Genomic DNA, 16,657 nt, shown 5'->3' with positions numbered 1-16,657 from the left:
CGGGGGGACTATACATGGCTGTAGAAAATATTACAATGCCTCAGCTCGGGGAGAGCGTTACAGAGGGCACAATTAGTAAATGGCTCGTTAATGTTGGCGATCACGTAAACAAGTATGATCCGCTTGCAGAAGTAATGACTGATAAAGTAAATGCTGAAGTACCATCTTCTTTCACGGGGATTGTGAAAGAGTTAATCGCTGGTGAAGGTGATACGTTAGCTGTAGGTGAAGTAGTTTGTGTGATTCAAGTAGAAGGCGCAGATGAAGTAGCAGCAACAGCTGTTGAGGAAAAAACAAAAGAAGAACCAAAGGCGGAAGTAGCTACGTCTGAAAAAGCACCGAAAGTAAAACAACCAACTGATGGAAAACCACGTTTTTCACCAGCTGTGTTAAAACTTGCGGGTGAGCATAACGTTGATTTAGATCTAGTAGAAGGTACGGGAGCAAACGGCCGTATCACTCGTAAAGATATTTTAAAGCTAGTGGAATCTGGAAATATTCCGCAAGCAGGTGCGGCGAAGAAAGAGGAAGCTGTAGCGGCAGTAGTAGAAGCTCGCCCAGAAGCACCAAAAGCAGCACCAGTAGCGCAAAAAGTAGAAGCTGCGAAACCAGTTTCTGTACCTACAATGCCTGGAGATATCGAAATTCCAGTAACAGGTGTGCGTAAAGCAATCGCAGCAAACATGTTACGTAGTAAACACGAAGCACCACATGCTTGGATGATGATTGAAGTAGATGTGACAAACCTTGTGTCATACCGTAACTCAATTAAAGGTGACTTTAAGAAGCGTGAAGGCTTTAACTTAACGTTCTTTGCTTTCTTCGTAAAAGCAGTAGCACAAGCGTTAAAAGAGTATCCTCAAATTAATTCAATGTGGGCTGGCGATAAAATTGTTCAGAAGAAAGATATTAACCTTTCTATCGCTGTTGCAACAGAGGAAGAACTATTTGTACCAGTAATTAAGCAAGCGGACGAGAAAACAATTAAAGGTATCGCTCGTGAAATTACAGAACTTGCAGGAAAAGTACGTACGAAATCGTTAAAAGCAGACGAAATGCAAGGTGGAACATTTACAATTAATAACACAGGATCATTCGGTTCTGTTCAATCTATGGGTATTATTAATTACCCACAAGCGGCTATTTTACAAGTTGAATCAATTGTAAAACGCCCAGTAATTATGGATAACGGTATGTTCGGTGCTCGTGATATGGTTAACTTATGTTTATCACTTGATCACCGAGTACTTGATGGTTTAATTTGTGGTAAGTTCTTAGGGCGTGTTAAAGAAATTTTAGAAAACATGTCAGAAAATAATACATCTGTATATTAATAAAAAGCTCGCTTATGCGAGCTTTTTATTATCTTATTTCTTCATCTACATCCTACTATATGTATAAATATCTTTCCCAGTAATCTTACAATAAACGATTATGTATTAGGAATTTACGAAAATACATTGCTGATATATGGTATATGGATATAAAATAAGAAAAGAATAATTTTTTTGGCAAATCTTACTGATGAAACTGTAGTATAATATATTGTATTGTATGAAAAAGAGAGTTATTCTATATAAGTGTTTTATAGATAATGTGTAATCAGTCGTCAAAACATGAAGAATGTTGACTCCTGGTTTTTTATTTTTGCCGTAACAATGTTTCAGGAGGATGTCATGAAAAGAAGTACCGAGTTTCTAAAAAGTTTAGATGTAAAATTAATTTTAATTTTGTGTGCACTATGTGTGACGAGTATAGCTGCTATATATAGCAGTCAGCAAACGGGACAGTATGGAGCTGCAAACTTTGCTATGAAACAAGGTGTTAACTACATAATTGGGGTTGTATTGTTACTTCTTGTTGCAAGCATTGATTTAGATCAGTTACAAAAATTATCTTGGCCGCTTTATATTGCTGGGTTTGCTTCACTTATTCTTTTGAAAGTATTACCACCATCAGGTTTTACACCTGAAAAATTAGGTGCAAAAAGATGGTTTGTTTTCCCAGTATTTGGACAAATTCAGCCGTCTGAGTTTTTCAAAATCGCATTGCTACTTGTAGTAGCGAGTATAGCAGTAAAACATAATGCACAGTATATGGCAAGGACATTCCAAACAGATTTAAAGCTAGTAGGTAAAATTATGCTAGTGTCACTTCCACCTATGGCGGTTGTATATAGTCAACCTGATACAGGTATGGTGTTCTTATATGCTGCTGCTATTGCATGTATTTTATTTATGTCAGGTATTCAAAAGAAATTGATAGCATTATGTACAGTTATTCCGTTGACCATATTATCTGCTTTAATATTTATTTTCTTTAAGTATCAAGATTTTTTCTATAATAATTTAGTTACTTTACTAAAACCTCACCAACAGTCGCGTATTGTAGGTTGGTTAAATCCATTTGAAAATGCAGATCAAGGTTATCAAACGCAACAATCGATTTTAGCTGTAGGTAGTGGAGGAATGGAAGGTAAAGGGTTTGGGGGAGGAAGCGTCTATATCCCAGAGAAGCATACTGACTTTATTTTCGCTACAATTGCCGAAGAAGGTGGATTTATCGTAGCAGCCTTAGTTGTCTTCTTGTTCCTATTACTACTATATCGAACAATTATTATTGGTTATTCCGCTGATAATTTATTTGGTACATTATTATGCGCTGGATCGATCGGTATATTAACAGTTCAAATATTCCAAAACATCGGTATGATCGTTGGATTAATGCCTGTAAAAGGTATTGCATTACCTTTCTTATCGTATGGGGGAAGTTCCTTATTCTCGAATATGATTATGATGGGGCTCATACTATCGGTACGGAAAACGTATAAAAAATATATGTTTTCAGTTAAGTAAAAAAAGCTGGTTCGTTTTTAAACGAACCAGCTTTTTTACATATATGCTCATAAACGTTGCAAACTAAAACAGGTTAGCAGTTTGAGACGGGTAAGGAGTGCAAAGTGATGCATATGCATATTTTTGAAGGAGCACGGCATCTTTCTAGTAGTGAATGGGTTATTCGGGCTATTATAGCATACATATTTTTAATATTAGTTGCGAAAGCGATGGGACAAAGGTCTATCGCACAACTTCGTTTTTTAGATGTTGTATTAGTGTTATTGCTTGGTGGGAATATTTCTAACGCATTGTCTGATGAAAAAGTAGGGTTACTGGGCTCGATGATTACAACGTTCATACTCGTTGTACTTCATATTATAAGCTCAGTTTTAATGCTGAAATGGGATAGATGGAGACGTTTTTTAGAGCCAGCACCTATCATTCTTATACATAATGGTTCCATTGATTTTAGCAATTTGAAAAAGGCGAGAATTACCGTGGAATATTTGTTTTCGGAACTTCGTATGCGAAATGTGAGCGATATTCAAACGATTAAATTAGCATTATGGGAAGCAAACGGTGTCGTTTCTATATTTCGGTATCCAGAATATGAAGCAGTTTCGCGGCTTGATCTTAAAGTGGCGGGAAAAAAATCTCCAGTTTCTTTTGTATTAGTAAAGGATGGGAGGATACAGAAAGATGTTCTTGCATTATTAGGAAAAACAGAAGCTTGGGCGAGAGAATTTCTAGAGGAGAGTACAGAAGTGGAATCTATTATGTTAGCTACAGTAGATGAATCACATAAAATAAATATTTTGTTAAAAAAATGAAAAATATACGCATTTTGTCGTTTCGAACATATGATACAATAGTGTGGACAACGAAAAAGGAGGCGATACGGTGGGATATGTAGAAGAATTACGAAAAATAGTTGGTCATCGCCCTTTAATTTTAGTTGGTGCTGTTGTACTCATTATAAATGAAAATGGATATGTTTTATTGCAGCAGCGGACAGAGCCGTACGGAAAATGGGGGCTACCTGGCGGGCTAATGGAGCTTAGTGAATCACCAGAAGAAACAGCTTATCGTGAAGTATATGAAGAGACAGGAATAAAAGTGAAGAACTTGCGACTAATCAATGTATTTTCTGGAGCGAACTACTTTACAAAATTAGCAAACGGTGATGAATTTCAATCTGTAACAACCGCCTATTATACAGATGAATACGAAGGGGATTTTGTTATGAATAAAGAAGAAGCAGTTCAGCTTAAATTCTTTTCAGTAACAGAACTACCTGACTATATTGTAGGATCGCATAAAAAAATGATTGCTGAATATATGAAGATTATGGAAAAAAAGATATAATCATAGTGAAAGAAATACAAAAACACAGTTCTGGTTGGTAGTCCAGACGCATGATTTCATGTCAGTAACCTTCCCCTCCGGGATGTCCTGTATTTCTAATCTTTTAAAGGAGGGGCTGTCAATGGATTTGACAGTATATCACGATGGCCAATTTTTTGTTGGAATCATTACATGTAAAGAACAAGGGAAATTGTATGGGGCGAGGTATATTTTTGGGGCGGAACCGTCAGATGAAGAAGTGCTTATGTTTGTGAATGGTTCACTTTTAGAGCATTTTCAGCACTTTGCAAAATGTGGTGTAGAAGTTAAAGAAAAACAGCGTCCTAAAAACATAAAGCGTATCATACGACAAGCAGCAAAAGAAATAAATATTAAACGTTTTACTAAGGCGCAAGAGGCGATTAGTTTATCTTATGAATTGCATAAACAAGAAAAGAAAGTGCAGTCTAAAGAGAAGCGAGAAGCTGAAAAAGAAAGAAGACGTTTAATGAAAGTACAAAAAGCAAAGCAAAAACATCGTGGTCATTAAAGAAAAGGTGTTAGAGCAAGAGCTCTAACACCTTTTCTATACTTAAATACAAGTAAACTTACTTGTATTTCATAAACATTAACTGGTAAGATACAAATAGGTAGTTTTAGAGGAGGGAAAAGAGTGATTAATTTTAACTTTTTTATGAATGATGTTGTCCGCCAAGCGCGTGAAGAGATTGTCTCTGCTGGATATACAGAATTGACGACGCCAGAAGCGGTAGAAGAAGCGTTTAAAAGAAATGGAACAACACTTGTAATGGTAAACTCTGTATGTGGTTGTGCAGGTGGTATTGCTCGTCCTGCTGCTGCGCATTCCGTACATTATGATAAACGTCCTAACCACCTTGTAACGGTGTTTGCAGGTCAAGATAAAGAAGCGACAGCAAGAGCGCGTGAATATTTCGAAGGGTACCCACCTTCTTCTCCATCATTTGCTTTATTAAAAGATGGAAAAATTGTAACGATGGTAGAGCGTCATGAAATTGAAGGTCATGAACCGATGCAAGTTATTGCGAAACTACAATCATATTTTGAAGAGAATTGTGAAGAACTATAAAAAATAAGAGAAGAGGCGGCACGTCCACAATCAAGTGGATGTGCCGCCTTTTTTATTTATTATTAAAATTTATGGAATATGCATAGTTGTGTTATTTTATGCATCATTTTATACATAAAAAATAGCATTTATATTGTTTTGTTATTTATTTTTATTTTATATATTGCATAAAAATAAAAGTGCTGATACAATACAAACATCGAATAAATATTCTATTAAACTTTTAAATATACATTATTAGGGGGAAGAAAGATGAAGAAGTTAGTATCAATATCGTTTGCACTTATTTTAATTGTAAGTATATTCAGCGCTTGTAGTAATGGGGAATCGAAAGAAACAAAAGGAAATAAAAAAGTACTCGTAATGGGAACTTCAGCAGATTATAAACCTTATGAATATGTAGATGCGTCAAAGAGCGATGAAATTATCGGCTTTGATGTTGATGTTGCTAAATATATCGGAAAAGAACTTGGGTATGAAGTGAAAGTGAAAGATATGGATTTTGGTGGTTTATTAGCATCTCTTAGTTCAGGAAAAGTTGATTTCGTAATGGCAGGCATGACGCCAACTGCAGAGCGTAAAAATAATGTTGATTTTACAGATATTTATTTTGTTGCGAAAAATATGGTCGTTTCTAAAAAGGATTCTAACATTAAATCTGTAGAGGATTTAAAAGGGAAAAAAGTAGGAGTACAAACAGGGTCTATTCAAGAAGAGAAAGCAGCAGAATTTAAAAAACAAGTAGATTTCCAGGTTGAGGGACGTGACCGTATACCAGAAATCGTACAAGAAATTAAAGCTGGTCGTTTTGACGCTGCAATTATAGAAGACACAGTTGCTAAAAATTATTTAGAGAAAATGAAAGATTTACAAGGAGTTGAAATTAAAGAAGCGCCAGAAGAAGTTGGAGCAGCAATTGCCCTTCCGAAAAACAGTGATAAAACAGCTGAATTTAATAAAGTAATTAAAAAAATGCAAGAAAATGGAGAAATGGATAAATTAGTGAAGAAATGGTTTGGCAGCGGAAAATAAGCTGCCTTTCACTTTTCTGTGAGGGGAATGAAAAGAATGAACTTAGATTTTTCGGCGATTACGCCTTCGATACCATATATACTAAAAGGTTTAGAAGTTACTTTGAAAATTGTAGCAGTATCAGCTTTAGCAGGATTTATTTTAGGAACGCTATTAGCACTTTGTAAAATTGCTAGAATACGAGCATTAAATATAGCAGCAGATTTTTATACATCAATTTTTCGTGGTACACCCCTTGTATTGCAATTAATGATTATTTATTTTGGTGTCCCGCAAATAATTGGTTATGAAATACCAGCATTCTTAGCTGCTGTACTTGCATTTAGCTTGAATTCAGGTGCATACATGTCAGAAGTAATTCGTGCTGGTATTCAAGCGGTGGATAAAGGACAAACAGAAGCAGCAATGGCTTTAGGGGTACCATACGGAAAAATGATGAGAAATATTATTTTCCCTCAAGCATTAAAAAATATATTACCAGCGCTTGTGAACGAATTTGCGACACTTACGAAAGAATCGGCTGTAGTAACAGTAATAGGCGCGACTGATTTAATGCGTCGTGCTTACATCGTAGGCGGTGAGACATTTAAATATCTTGAACCATTACTTTTTGTTGGACTGATTTATTATATGTTAGTCATTATTCTTACATTAGTCGGGAAGGCAATTGAAGGGAGAATGAAGAAAAGTGATTAAAATTGAAAACCTTCATAAATCATTTGGTAAAAACGAAGTATTAAAAGGAATTACAACAACGATTGAAAAAGGGGAAGTAGTTGCAATTATAGGACCTTCTGGATCAGGAAAATCAACATTTTTACGTTGTATGAATATGTTAGAAGCACCAACGGATGGTCACATTTGGATTGGAACGGAAGAAGTAACGAATCCGAAAACGAATGTTATGCATGTTCGTGAAAATGTCGGTATGGTATTTCAACATTTTCACTTATTTCCTCATATGACTGTATTAGAAAATATTACGTATGCTCCTACCAATGTAAAAGGGGTAACGAAGCAAGAAGCTGAAAAGAAAGCTGAGAAACTTTTAGAAAAGGTTGGACTAGTAGATAAAAAAGATACGTATCCAAATCGTCTTTCGGGAGGACAAAAGCAACGTGTAGCAATTGCAAGAGCGTTAGCAATGGAACCCGAAGTTATGTTATTTGATGAACCGACATCGGCGCTAGATCCAGAGATGGTGAAAGAAGTGTTAGAAGTTATGAAATCGTTAGTTACGACAGGAATGACGATGGCTATCGTTACACATGAAATGGGCTTTGCAAAAGAAGTGGCAGATCGTGTTCTTTTCTTGGACGGAGGAAAGCTTGTAGAAGATAGTGCGCCAGAAGAATTTTTTGCAGCACCGAAAAGTGAACGTGCGCAACAATTTTTACAAAAAATATTGTAATATGAAAAGGTTATGTGAATAATAAGTAGAAAAGGATGACATTGTGTCATCCTTTTTTTATACTAGCTGTAAATACGTTTATACATATAGGAGTAATGATATGTTTAAAATTGGATACCGTACAGTAAAAACAGCAATAGGGACAGGCGCGGCAGTTTTTATTGCTCAGTTATTAGGGTTGGAATTTTATAGTTCAGCAGGTATTTTAGTTATTTTATGTGTACAAAATACGAAGCGCAAATCGCTTCAAGTGTCGTTACATCGTTTTCTAGCTTGTGTATTATCAATGGTATTCGCGTTTTGTATTTTTGAAACGATCGGCTATACACCACTTGCAATTAGCATATTGTTACTTACATTTATTCCGACTGCAGTAATGCTTAAAATTCAAGAAGGCATTGTCACGAGTTCAGTTATTGTTATGCATCTATATTCATTGAAGCAAATTACATGGCTTATAGTTGGAAATGAAATTGCTATATTAACGATAGGGATTAGCGTGGCGTTATTAGTAAATATGTATATGCCGAGTAGTGAAAATAAGCTAAAAGAGTATCAGGATAAAATAGAGAGCAATTTTAAAACGATTTTGTTTGAAATGGTTGTGTATTTACGAAATCGAGAAAGTAGTTGGAGTGGGGCAGAACTCATTGAAACCGAGAATATGTTAAATGAAGCAAGAGATTTATCGTTTAAAAAACTTGAGAATGCATTTATGCGAGAAGATGATTATTACTATCGTTATTTTAATATGCGTATGCAACAATTCGAAATTTTAGAGCGAATGATACCACTAGCAGCTTCTTTATCATGGACATATGAACAAGCTGATATGATTGCAGATGTTGTTGAAAACATTGGTAATGCTATTAGCCCTGAGAGTACTGGCGTTATTTCCTTAAGGCAGCTTCAAGAAATGAGGGGATTATTTAGAGACATGCCATTACCAGCTACACGCGAAGAATTTGAGATACGTGCGAAACTTGTTCAACTTGTGTATGAAATGGAACAATATTTACTCATTAAAAGTCGCTTTAAGGGAAAGGATAATATAAAAGAACTTATATAGAAGGTAGGAATTATCTATGCCGTATCTTCTCTCTATCATATTATGTCTTTCTTTATCGCCGATTTGGCCTCTTGGGGATAATCCACGTGCCGGAGATCCTTTTATTATTGTAAATAAAGCAACGAATAAATTAGCTTACATTGACGATGGAAAGATTCAAAAGGTTTTTCCAGTAGCGACAGGGAAAACGAATGAATTAACTCCAGAAGGAACTTTTGATGTTGTAATGAAAGCGAAGGATCCGTATTATATTGCGAAGGATATTCCAGGTGGGTCGCCAAAAAATCCACTTGGGTCAAGGTGGATTGGATTTAATGCAAGAGGAACTGATGGAAGTAAATATGGAATACATGGAACAAACCAACCGAGTTCAATTGGAAAGTATATTTCACAAGGGTGTATAAGAATGAAGAAAAACGATGTGGAATATTTGTTTGATCGCATTCCAATTGGAACGAAAGTATGGATTGTGAAATCGAAAAAATCATTTCAGCAATTGGCAAAAGAAAAAGGAGCCGTTGCATATGAAAAAGCCAACGAAAAGGTTGGCTTTTTCTATTATAATAAGTTGTCTTGACATGTGTACATAACCGTGCGTTAATGAGAATATAGAAAGATAAAATTAGATAAAGGGGTTGCTCATATGTACTTGAATCCAAAACTTTCGTATATGCAGTTTTTTATGGGATTTCTATTTGTTATTACATTCATATTGGCAACTTTTAATATATGTTCTTATCTGGTAGCGATTGTATGTATGGCATTACTTAATCTAACTTTTGTTATTGGAGCATTTCAGCAGAAACAATATACAAGTTTTGTAATAGCACTTGTAATGTCATTTTCCTTTAGTATTGTAGCGATTGTGTTTTATATAAAATAAACCATCTCGATGTCGAGATGGTTTATTTTGTCATGTGTAAAAAGTAAAAAAAGGACGAACACATCGCCCTTTTTACCAAAACATACTCGCGCCAGCAAGTAATGTTGTTACAAGCATAGAAATCAGCATCACATAAACCATAACTTTTTGAGCTTTTTTATGCATCGTTATACCTCCTTGCAAATCAGTACAATTTCATTGTAACGAGAAATGAAATTATGGACAAGGGGAGAGTGAGGACAAAATTCGGGAGGGGATTGCAAAATATAACAGGAAATTTGAGTGTGTATAGAGAATATAGTAAAAGGGTATATTGTTAATTTTTAGTTGGGCAAGCTGAAGAATGGAGATACGATGATGAAAATATACGAAACAGATCGTTTATACTTAAGGGAAATTGATGAGTCGTATGCTGAAACAGTTCTTCAATATTACGACAGAAATCGTGAATTTTTAAAAGCTTGGGAAGAGTATAGACCGGATGATTTTTTTACGCTAGATTATCAAAAGAAAAAGTTGCAAAAGGATAGAAAAGAGTTCGAAGAAGGGAAAATCATCAGACTATGGATTTTTAAAAAGGGTGATGATACGAAAATAATTGGGTGTATTTCATTTAATTTAATCGTTCGTGGCATTTATCAATCTTGTGTACTCAGTTATAAATTAGATAAAGCAGAGTTTAAACAAAGGGTATACGACAGAAGCGCTTAGAAAAGCAATTCAAGTTGCTTTTGGGGAATTTCAGTTACATCGTATAGAAGCTCCGATTATGCCTCGTAATTTAGCATCTATACAAGTAGTAACGAAGATAGGTTTTCAATATGAAGGCGTGTCTAGGAAGATGTTAATGGTAAATGGTGTGTGGGAAGATCATATGCGCTGGGTATTGTTAAATGAGTAATAGAAAGCAGATGGTTATCTAGACATGTAAACCATCTGTTTTTTGTCTTGTATTTCGAAACTTTTGCGAAATTCTGTTATAATTAATAGTGTTACATACATAATGGTAGTGCAGGAGGCGCAGTCTTATGATTAATCAAGAACGTTTAGTAAATGAATTTATGGAATTAGTACAAGTAGATTCTGAAACGAAATTTGAAGCAGAAATCTGCAAAGTATTAACGAAGAAATTTACAGATTTAGGTGTAGAAGTATTTGAAGATGACACAATGGCTGTAACTGGTCATGGTGCAGGTAACTTAATTTGTACTTTACCAGCAACAAAAGATGGTGTTGATACAATTTACTTTACTTCTCATATGGATACAGTAGTTCCTGGTAATGGAATTAAGCCTTCTATTAAAGATGGATATATCGTATCAGATGGTACAACAATTTTAGGTGCGGATGATAAAGCTGGATTAGCATCAATGTTCGAAGCAATCCGTGTTTTAAAAGAGAAAAATATCCCTCATGGTAAAATAGAATTTATTATTACAGTCGGAGAAGAATCAGGTCTTGTTGGTGCAAAAGCATTAGACCGTGAGCGTATTACAGCGAAATATGGCTACGCATTAGATAGCGATGGAAAAGTTGGTGAAATCGTTGTTGCAGCTCCAACACAAGCGAAAGTGAACGCAATTATTCGCGGGAAAACAGCTCACGCTGGTGTAGCGCCGGAGAAAGGTGTATCTGCAATTACTATCGCAGCGAAAGCAATTGCGAAGATGCCACTTGGTCGCATTGACTCTGAAACGACTGCAAATATTGGACGTTTTGAAGGTGGTACACAAACGAATATCGTTTGCGATCATGTACAAATCTTTGCAGAAGCTCGTTCTTTAATTAATGAGAAAATGGAAGCACAAGTTGCGAAAATGAAAGAAGCATTTGAAACAACTGCAAAAGAAATGGGCGGTCATGCAGACGTTGAAGTAAACGTTATGTACCCAGGATTTAAATTTGCTGATGGCGATCACGTTGTAGAAGTTGCAAAACGTGCAGCTGAAAAAATTGGTCGTACACCTTCTCTTCACCAAAGTGGTGGCGGAAGTGATGCAAACGTAATTGCAGGACATGGTATCCCAACAGTTAACTTAGCGGTTGGTTATGAAGAAATTCATACAACAAACGAGAAGATTCCTGTTGAAGAATTAGCAAAAACAGCAGAATTAGTTGTTGCAATTATTGAAGAAGTAGCGAAGTAATGGAATAGAAAAAGCGTGTAAATCAATTATGATTTACACGCTTTTTATTTTGATTCGATTGCTTTGACAAGACGTATAAGCGAATATAAGAAAAACTATGGAAGTATATACGTTGTTGCTACATGTACTAGACGAGGGAATAACCCTAACGTATTCATATTGAAAATCGGAAGTAGTAAATAATTAATTGCAATGATTAATATAACTACAAGGAATGTATAGTTGAGTTTATCCCGCTATTTGCCGGACAGTAAGACCCCCACCTCAAAATTCAGCGAAAGTAAAGAAGTTAGGTGGGGGCCCTGCTGCCCGTAAAAGTCCGATTAGTGAGAGTTGATTAAAGTTTCGATTTATATCGATTATAAAAAAGAACAAGTAATTATTATAACTATTGTGCAAAATTTGATATAATAAAAGAACGAACGTTCTGATTAGGGAGTGAGTACTATGCGAGAAATGTATCCGAAAAATGGTCGTGTTATTTTACATGTAGATATGAATTGCTTTTTCGCATCTGTTGAAATTGCTCATGATCCATCATTACAAGGAAAGCCATTAGCGGTTGCTGGAAATGAAAAAGAGAGAAAAGGAATTATTATAACATGTAGTTATGAGGCGAGGGAATACGGAATACGTACGACGATGCCCCTTTGGGAAGCGAAAAGGTTATGCCCGCAATTAGTTGTAAGGCGTCCTAATTTCACATTATATCGCGAAGCTTCATTTCAAATGTTTCAAGTCCTTTCTCGTTTTACAGAAAAGATACAACCAGTCTCAATAGATGAAGGATATTTAGATATTACAGATTGCTACGCACTTGGTTCGCCTCTTGAAATAGCAAAGATGATTCAACAAGCACTATTAACAGAGTTGCAGCTTCCGTGTAGTATCGGAATCGCTCCAAATCTTTTCCTAGCAAAAACAGCTTCTGATATGAAAAAACCTCTCGGTATTACCGTACTTCGAAAACGTGATATTCCAGAAATGATTTGGCCACTTTCAGTTGAAGCAATGCATGGGATTGGAGAAAAAACAGCTGAAAAATTAAATGAAATTCATATACATACAATTGAACAGTTAGCGAAGGGAGACGAGCATATCATTCGCGCTAAAATTGGCAAGCACGGTATTGATTTACAAAAGCGTGCAAAAGGTACGGATGATAGGGAAGTGGATCCGAGTCAAATGGGCCAACATAAAAGTGTCGGTAACTCGATGACTTTTTCAAAGGATATGGATGAAGAGAAAGAATTACTTGATATGTTAGAACGGTTATCAAAATCAGTGAGTAAAAGATTACAAAAGCGAACCCTTGTCAGCTATAATATTCAAATTATGATTAAATACCATGATAGGCGAACAGTAACACGGAGTAAGCAATTGAAAAATGCAATTTGGGAAGAACGCGATATTTTTCAAGCAGCATCCCGTTTATGGAAGCAACATTGGGATGGTGATTCCGTTCGTTTACTAGGTGTTACAGCTACTGAAATAGAGTGGAAGACAGAATCGGTGAAACAATTAGATTTATTTTCATTTGAAGAGGATGCGAAAAAAGAACCACTACTTGCTGTCATTGATCAAATTAACGATAAGTATGGAACACCGATTTTACAACGAGGTAGTCAACTACTACGTAAGCAAGAGAAGTCGTTTCAACAAAAGTTAGAAAATAAGTTTATGTAGAAGGTGTCATGAAGTAGTAAAATCATGACACCTTTCCTATTATACAGGCACCAAGTGATACGAGAGCATTTGTCCGTAACCCAGCCATTCGGTGTCTCCATTGTCTTTCCATTCCAATGCAAGCTCCTACAATAATTGCTATAACTAACCTGAATACAATGTCGTACCATACCATCATGGTCACCTCCATATATAATATGTGTTATGTTTTTTAGAATGAGCGGGGGATACCCACTCATTCTTATTTTTACAACCAGCTATGAAACTTGTTAATATAAAGCTTTTTCAGGAATTGTGTTAAAAAAGCGTAGCCTAATAGTATTCCTACTAACCAAGGGAAATAGTTAAGTGGCAATGCTTGTAAACCAACGGCTGTACCAAGTGGTGAGAATGGAATATAAATCCCAATTGCCATAATAAGAGCGGTTAATAAAACGACTGGTGTTGATGCAGTGCTTTGAATAAATGGAATCTTTTGTGTTCTTATCATGTGAACAATTAAAGTTTGTGTTAACAATCCAACGACAAACCAACCGGACTGGAATAATGATTGCTCGCTCGATGTATTTGCACCAAATACATTCCACATGACTACGTATGTGATAATATCAAATATAGAACTAATTGGGCCGATACAAATAATGAAGTTTCGTAAGTTTGCAGTATCCCATTTTCGTGGTTTTTCTAGAAACTCTTTATCCATTTTGTCCCATGGAATAGAAAGTTGTGAAATATCATAAAGTAAGTTTTGAATTAAAAGATGAATGGCAAGCATCGGTAAAAAAGGAATGAAAGCACTTGCTACTAACACGCTAAACACATTACCGAAGTTAGAGCTAGCTGTCATCTTAATATATTTTAAAATATTTCCGAATGTAGTACGTCCTTCTAAAATCCCTGCTTCTAATATAGTTAAACTTTTTTCGAGTAGAATAATATCGGAAGCTTCTTTCGCAATATCAGTAGCAGTATCAACAGATATTCCGACATCAGCTTCACGTAATGCTACAGCATCGTTAATGCCGTCTCCCATGTAACCTACAGTGTGTCCATTTCCTTGTAATGCGTGTATAATACGAGATTTTTGCATTGGATTAAGCTTCGCAAATACAGTCGTTTCTTCGGCAAGTCTTGCTAATGCTTTATCTGGTAAAGAATCAATCTCGTAACCGAGGATTGGTTCGCAGATATCTAATCCAACTTCTATACAAACCTTTCTTGTAACAATTTCGTTATCGCCAGTTAAAATTTTCACTTGTACACCATGTTTTTGTAATGCTTGAATTGCAGCTGCTGCAGATGGTTTCGGTGGATCTAAAAAGCCGATATATCCAGCGAGAATCATATCAGTTTCGTCTTTTACTGCGTACTCTGTATCATTTATTCTTCTATTTTTTTTATAAGCAACAGCAATAACCCGCATACCTTCACTATTTAGTGTCTCACTTAGTTTTTTGACATTTGAACGTATTTCCTCGGTGAGTGGAACGATTTTTTCATCCACTTCAGTGTAGTTACAAATTGATAAAATTTCTTCTACGGCACCTTTACAAACCATTGTATGTTCACCTGAAATATCCTTTACGATGACTGACATACGCCGGCGGGCGAAATCGAATGGAATTTCATCTAGCTTTTGAAAAGCTGATGGATTAAATGTATTGTTTTCCTCTGTATGCTTAATAACAGCTTTATCTATTAAATTTTTCAATCCAGTTTGATAGAAACTATTTAAATAGGCAAATTGCAAGACGCGATTGCATTCATTTCCCTTGGGATCTAAGTGACGAACAAGGACAACTTTATCTTCTGTTAAAGTTCCGGTTTTATCTGTACAAAGAATGTTCATAGCACCTAAGTTTTGAATAGAATTTAGCTGTTTTACAATTACTTTTTGTTTAGACATGTTAACGGCACCTTTAGCTAAATTAGCAGTTACAATCATCGGTAACATTTCAGGTGTAAGGCCGACAGCGACGGCAATAGCGAAGAAGAAAGCTTCTTGCCAATCACCTTTTGTGAATCCATTAATGAGAAGGACAATAGGTGCCATAATAAGCATGAATGTAATTAAGAGCCAGCTTACTTTGTTTACACCTTTATCAAAGCTTGTTTCTACACGCTTTCCAATTACCTTATTGGCTAAAGAGCCGAAATACGTATCGGTACTTGTTGAGATGACAACAGCTTTTGCGCTACCACTTACAATATTTGTTCCCATGAAACAAAGGTTTTCCATATCGAGTGGATTGTAATTTTTTTTCATGTTTGTCGGTAAGATATGCTTATTTTCTGTATGGTAGCAGTGTTCGTATTTTTCTACAGGAAGTGCTTCCCCTGTTAAAGAAGATTGATTAACAAATAAATCTTTAGCGGATACAATACGCACATCAGCTGGAACGATATCACCGGCTGAAAGGGAAATGATATCGCCAGGTACAAGTTCCTCAATTGGAATTTCTGTTGTGTAATTTCGATTTAAATTCGTTACATTTTTTGTTTCATGTACAAATCCATTTATTCTAAATACGCTTGCAGTTGTTCGAACCATAGCTTTTAACTTATCGGCAGCTTTTTGAGAACGAAATTCTTGGGAAAACCGAATTGTTGCACTAAGTAGTACCATTGCAGATACGACAATTGTTCCTTGCATATCATCCGTGAAAAAGGAGAGTGCTCCAAGAGCTAATAAAACGAAAATAAATGGATTTTTAAATGCCAACAGAAATTGAATGTACCACGGCGCCATTTTATTATGAGCTATTTCGTTCGGACCATATAAAGAAAGTCTACGAGACGCTTCTTGTTTAGATAATCCATCTTGTGTTGTTTCTAAAAGTTTTAACGCAGAGCTTACATCTTGTGTTGCAACCTCCACTAATAATTCGTTATTTGTTTTCATGCTATCTTGCTCATAAGCATGCTTTGTTTCTTGTCTTTGTAAATTAAACATCGGTAGTTCCTCCTCTGTCATGAAGGAGGAAACAATCTGTTACCTAACTATTTGAAATGGTGAGGAACAGTTTCTTTCCTACCTACATGATGAAATATGAATGTAAAACGTATGGGTATCTGGGCCGAAGCATCAATTGCCAACTGTTCCTCACCTCCGTACAATTTAGTAGTTTCTGAATATGCTA

General features: G+C 35.8%; 16 protein-coding genes and 2 pseudogenes. 15 read left to right on the top strand and 3 right to left on the bottom strand.

Annotated features, from left to right (window positions below; all coding sequences use genetic code 11):
- Positions 1-14: 14 nt before the first annotated feature.
- The 12 genes from NST90_RS19620 to NST90_RS19565 all read left to right on the top strand — a co-directional run bounded on the left by NST90_RS19620 (position 15) and on the right by NST90_RS19565 (position 9,684).
- Entirely contained in the window at positions 15-1,334 is a 1,320-nt protein-coding gene (locus NST90_RS19620; protein WP_000257660.1) for a dihydrolipoamide acetyltransferase family protein, read from the top strand.
- Positions 1,335-1,676: 342 nt separating this feature from the next.
- Entirely contained in the window at positions 1,677-2,855 is a 1,179-nt protein-coding gene (locus tag NST90_RS19615; RefSeq protein ID WP_000831181.1) for an FtsW/RodA/SpoVE family cell cycle protein, read from the top strand.
- 107 nt (positions 2,856-2,962) lie between these two features.
- Positions 2,963-3,667 (top strand): YetF domain-containing protein, encoded by a 705-nt coding sequence (locus NST90_RS19610; RefSeq protein ID WP_000550974.1) that lies wholly within the window; start codon positions 2,963-2,965, stop codon positions 3,665-3,667.
- 70 nt (positions 3,668-3,737) lie between these two features.
- Positions 3,738-4,202, top strand: a complete 465-nt coding sequence (locus NST90_RS19605; RefSeq protein ID WP_000542536.1) for an NUDIX hydrolase — start codon at positions 3,738-3,740, stop codon at positions 4,200-4,202.
- Between the two features lie 121 nt (positions 4,203-4,323).
- Positions 4,324-4,731, top strand: coding sequence for a YjdF family protein (locus NST90_RS19600; RefSeq protein WP_000366599.1), 408 nt, complete (start codon positions 4,324-4,326; stop codon positions 4,729-4,731).
- A gap of 144 nt (positions 4,732-4,875) precedes the next feature.
- Positions 4,876-5,289, top strand: a complete 414-nt coding sequence (locus NST90_RS19595) for a BrxA/BrxB family bacilliredoxin (RefSeq protein WP_001979317.1) — start codon at positions 4,876-4,878, stop codon at positions 5,287-5,289.
- A gap of 252 nt (positions 5,290-5,541) precedes the next feature.
- Positions 5,542-6,321 (top strand): transporter substrate-binding domain-containing protein, encoded by a 780-nt coding sequence (locus NST90_RS19590; RefSeq protein ID WP_000737675.1) that lies wholly within the window; start codon positions 5,542-5,544, stop codon positions 6,319-6,321.
- Between the two features lie 36 nt (positions 6,322-6,357).
- Positions 6,358-7,017, top strand: coding sequence for an amino acid ABC transporter permease (locus tag NST90_RS19585; RefSeq protein ID WP_001046916.1), 660 nt, complete (start codon positions 6,358-6,360; stop codon positions 7,015-7,017).
- The gene (locus NST90_RS19580; protein WP_000590206.1) at positions 7,010-7,732 is read left to right on the top strand and encodes an amino acid ABC transporter ATP-binding protein; all 723 of its coding nucleotides are present in this window, start codon (positions 7,010-7,012) and stop codon (positions 7,730-7,732) included. Before NST90_RS19585 ends, NST90_RS19580 begins: the two co-directional genes overlap by 8 nt.
- 100 nt (positions 7,733-7,832) lie before the next feature.
- Positions 7,833-8,801, top strand: a complete 969-nt coding sequence (locus NST90_RS19575) for an aromatic acid exporter family protein (RefSeq protein ID WP_000472673.1) — start codon at positions 7,833-7,835, stop codon at positions 8,799-8,801.
- 16 nt (positions 8,802-8,817) lie between these two features.
- Positions 8,818-9,378, top strand: coding sequence for a L,D-transpeptidase (locus NST90_RS19570; protein ID WP_001146566.1), 561 nt, complete (start codon positions 8,818-8,820; stop codon positions 9,376-9,378).
- Between the two features lie 66 nt (positions 9,379-9,444).
- Positions 9,445-9,684 (top strand): DUF3894 domain-containing protein, encoded by a 240-nt coding sequence (locus NST90_RS19565; RefSeq protein ID WP_000281167.1) that lies wholly within the window; start codon positions 9,445-9,447, stop codon positions 9,682-9,684.
- A 72-nt stretch (positions 9,685-9,756) separates the two neighbouring features.
- Here NST90_RS19565 and prli42 read toward each other — a convergent pair whose 3' ends face one another.
- Complete coding sequence (gene prli42, locus NST90_RS19560; RefSeq protein WP_000549040.1) at positions 9,757-9,849, bottom strand: stressosome-associated protein Prli42; 93 nt, start codon at positions 9,847-9,849, stop codon at positions 9,757-9,759.
- Positions 9,850-10,038: 189 nt separating this feature from the next.
- Between prli42 and NST90_RS19555 the strand changes: the two are divergent.
- From NST90_RS19555 to NST90_RS19545, 3 genes and pseudogenes are all read left to right on the top strand, one after another.
- Positions 10,039-10,585, top strand: a pseudogene (locus NST90_RS19555) (GNAT family protein).
- Positions 10,586-10,712: 127 nt separating this feature from the next.
- Positions 10,713-11,831, top strand: coding sequence for a tripeptidase T (locus NST90_RS19550; RefSeq protein ID WP_000609803.1), 1,119 nt, complete (start codon positions 10,713-10,715; stop codon positions 11,829-11,831).
- A gap of 447 nt (positions 11,832-12,278) precedes the next feature.
- Positions 12,279-13,517 carry a DNA polymerase IV gene (locus tag NST90_RS19545; RefSeq protein WP_001208858.1) on the top strand — a complete coding sequence of 413 codons (1,239 nt, stop codon included), beginning with the start codon at positions 12,279-12,281 and terminating at the stop codon, positions 13,515-13,517.
- Between the two features lie 40 nt (positions 13,518-13,557).
- On the opposite strand, the pseudogene NST90_RS19540 reads toward NST90_RS19545, so the two are convergent.
- A pseudogene (locus tag NST90_RS19540) lies at positions 13,558-13,692 on the bottom strand (MgtC/SapB family protein); the annotation flags it as partial.
- Positions 13,693-13,764: 72 nt separating this feature from the next.
- On the bottom strand, positions 13,765-16,470 hold the full coding sequence (gene mgtA / locus NST90_RS19535; protein ID WP_061113553.1) for a magnesium-translocating P-type ATPase: 2,706 nt from the start codon (positions 16,468-16,470) through the stop codon (positions 13,765-13,767).
- Between the last annotated feature and the right edge of the window lie 187 nt (positions 16,471-16,657).

Origin of the sequence: Bacillus sp. FSL E2-8900 (assembly GCF_037966225.1) — a bacterium.
Taxonomy (GTDB): Bacteria; Bacillota; Bacilli; order Bacillales; family Bacillaceae_G; genus Bacillus_A; species Bacillus_A cereus.
This window is presented reverse-complemented; position numbering and strand designations above follow the sequence as displayed.

Bases quoted from the DNA above. Each gene is read 5' to 3' on its own strand.
- NST90_RS19620 (WP_000257660.1), top strand. From the start codon at position 15: ATGGCTGTAGAAAATATTACAATGCCTCAGCTCGGGGAGAGCGTTACA.
- NST90_RS19615 (WP_000831181.1), top strand. From the start codon at position 1,677: ATGAAAAGAAGTACCGAGTTTCTAAAAAGTTTAGATGTAAAATTAATT.
- NST90_RS19610 (WP_000550974.1), top strand. From the start codon at position 2,963: ATGCATATGCATATTTTTGAAGGAGCACGGCATCTTTCTAGTAGTGAA.
- NST90_RS19600 (WP_000366599.1), top strand. From the start codon at position 4,324: ATGGATTTGACAGTATATCACGATGGCCAATTTTTTGTTGGAATCATT.
- NST90_RS19595 (WP_001979317.1), top strand. From the start codon at position 4,876: ATGAATGATGTTGTCCGCCAAGCGCGTGAAGAGATTGTCTCTGCTGGA.
- NST90_RS19590 (WP_000737675.1), top strand. From the start codon at position 5,542: ATGAAGAAGTTAGTATCAATATCGTTTGCACTTATTTTAATTGTAAGT.
- NST90_RS19585 (WP_001046916.1), top strand. From the start codon at position 6,358: ATGAACTTAGATTTTTCGGCGATTACGCCTTCGATACCATATATACTA.
- NST90_RS19575 (WP_000472673.1), top strand. From the start codon at position 7,833: ATGTTTAAAATTGGATACCGTACAGTAAAAACAGCAATAGGGACAGGC.
- NST90_RS19570 (WP_001146566.1), top strand. From the start codon at position 8,818: ATGCCGTATCTTCTCTCTATCATATTATGTCTTTCTTTATCGCCGATT.
- NST90_RS19565 (WP_000281167.1), top strand. From the start codon at position 9,445: ATGTACTTGAATCCAAAACTTTCGTATATGCAGTTTTTTATGGGATTT.
- prli42 (WP_000549040.1), bottom strand. From the start codon at position 9,849: ATGCATAAAAAAGCTCAAAAAGTTATGGTTTATGTGATGCTGATTTCT.
- NST90_RS19550 (WP_000609803.1), top strand. From the start codon at position 10,713: ATGATTAATCAAGAACGTTTAGTAAATGAATTTATGGAATTAGTACAA.
- NST90_RS19545 (WP_001208858.1), top strand. From the start codon at position 12,279: ATGCGAGAAATGTATCCGAAAAATGGTCGTGTTATTTTACATGTAGAT.
- mgtA (WP_061113553.1), bottom strand. From the start codon at position 16,470: ATGTTTAATTTACAAAGACAAGAAACAAAGCATGCTTATGAGCAAGAT.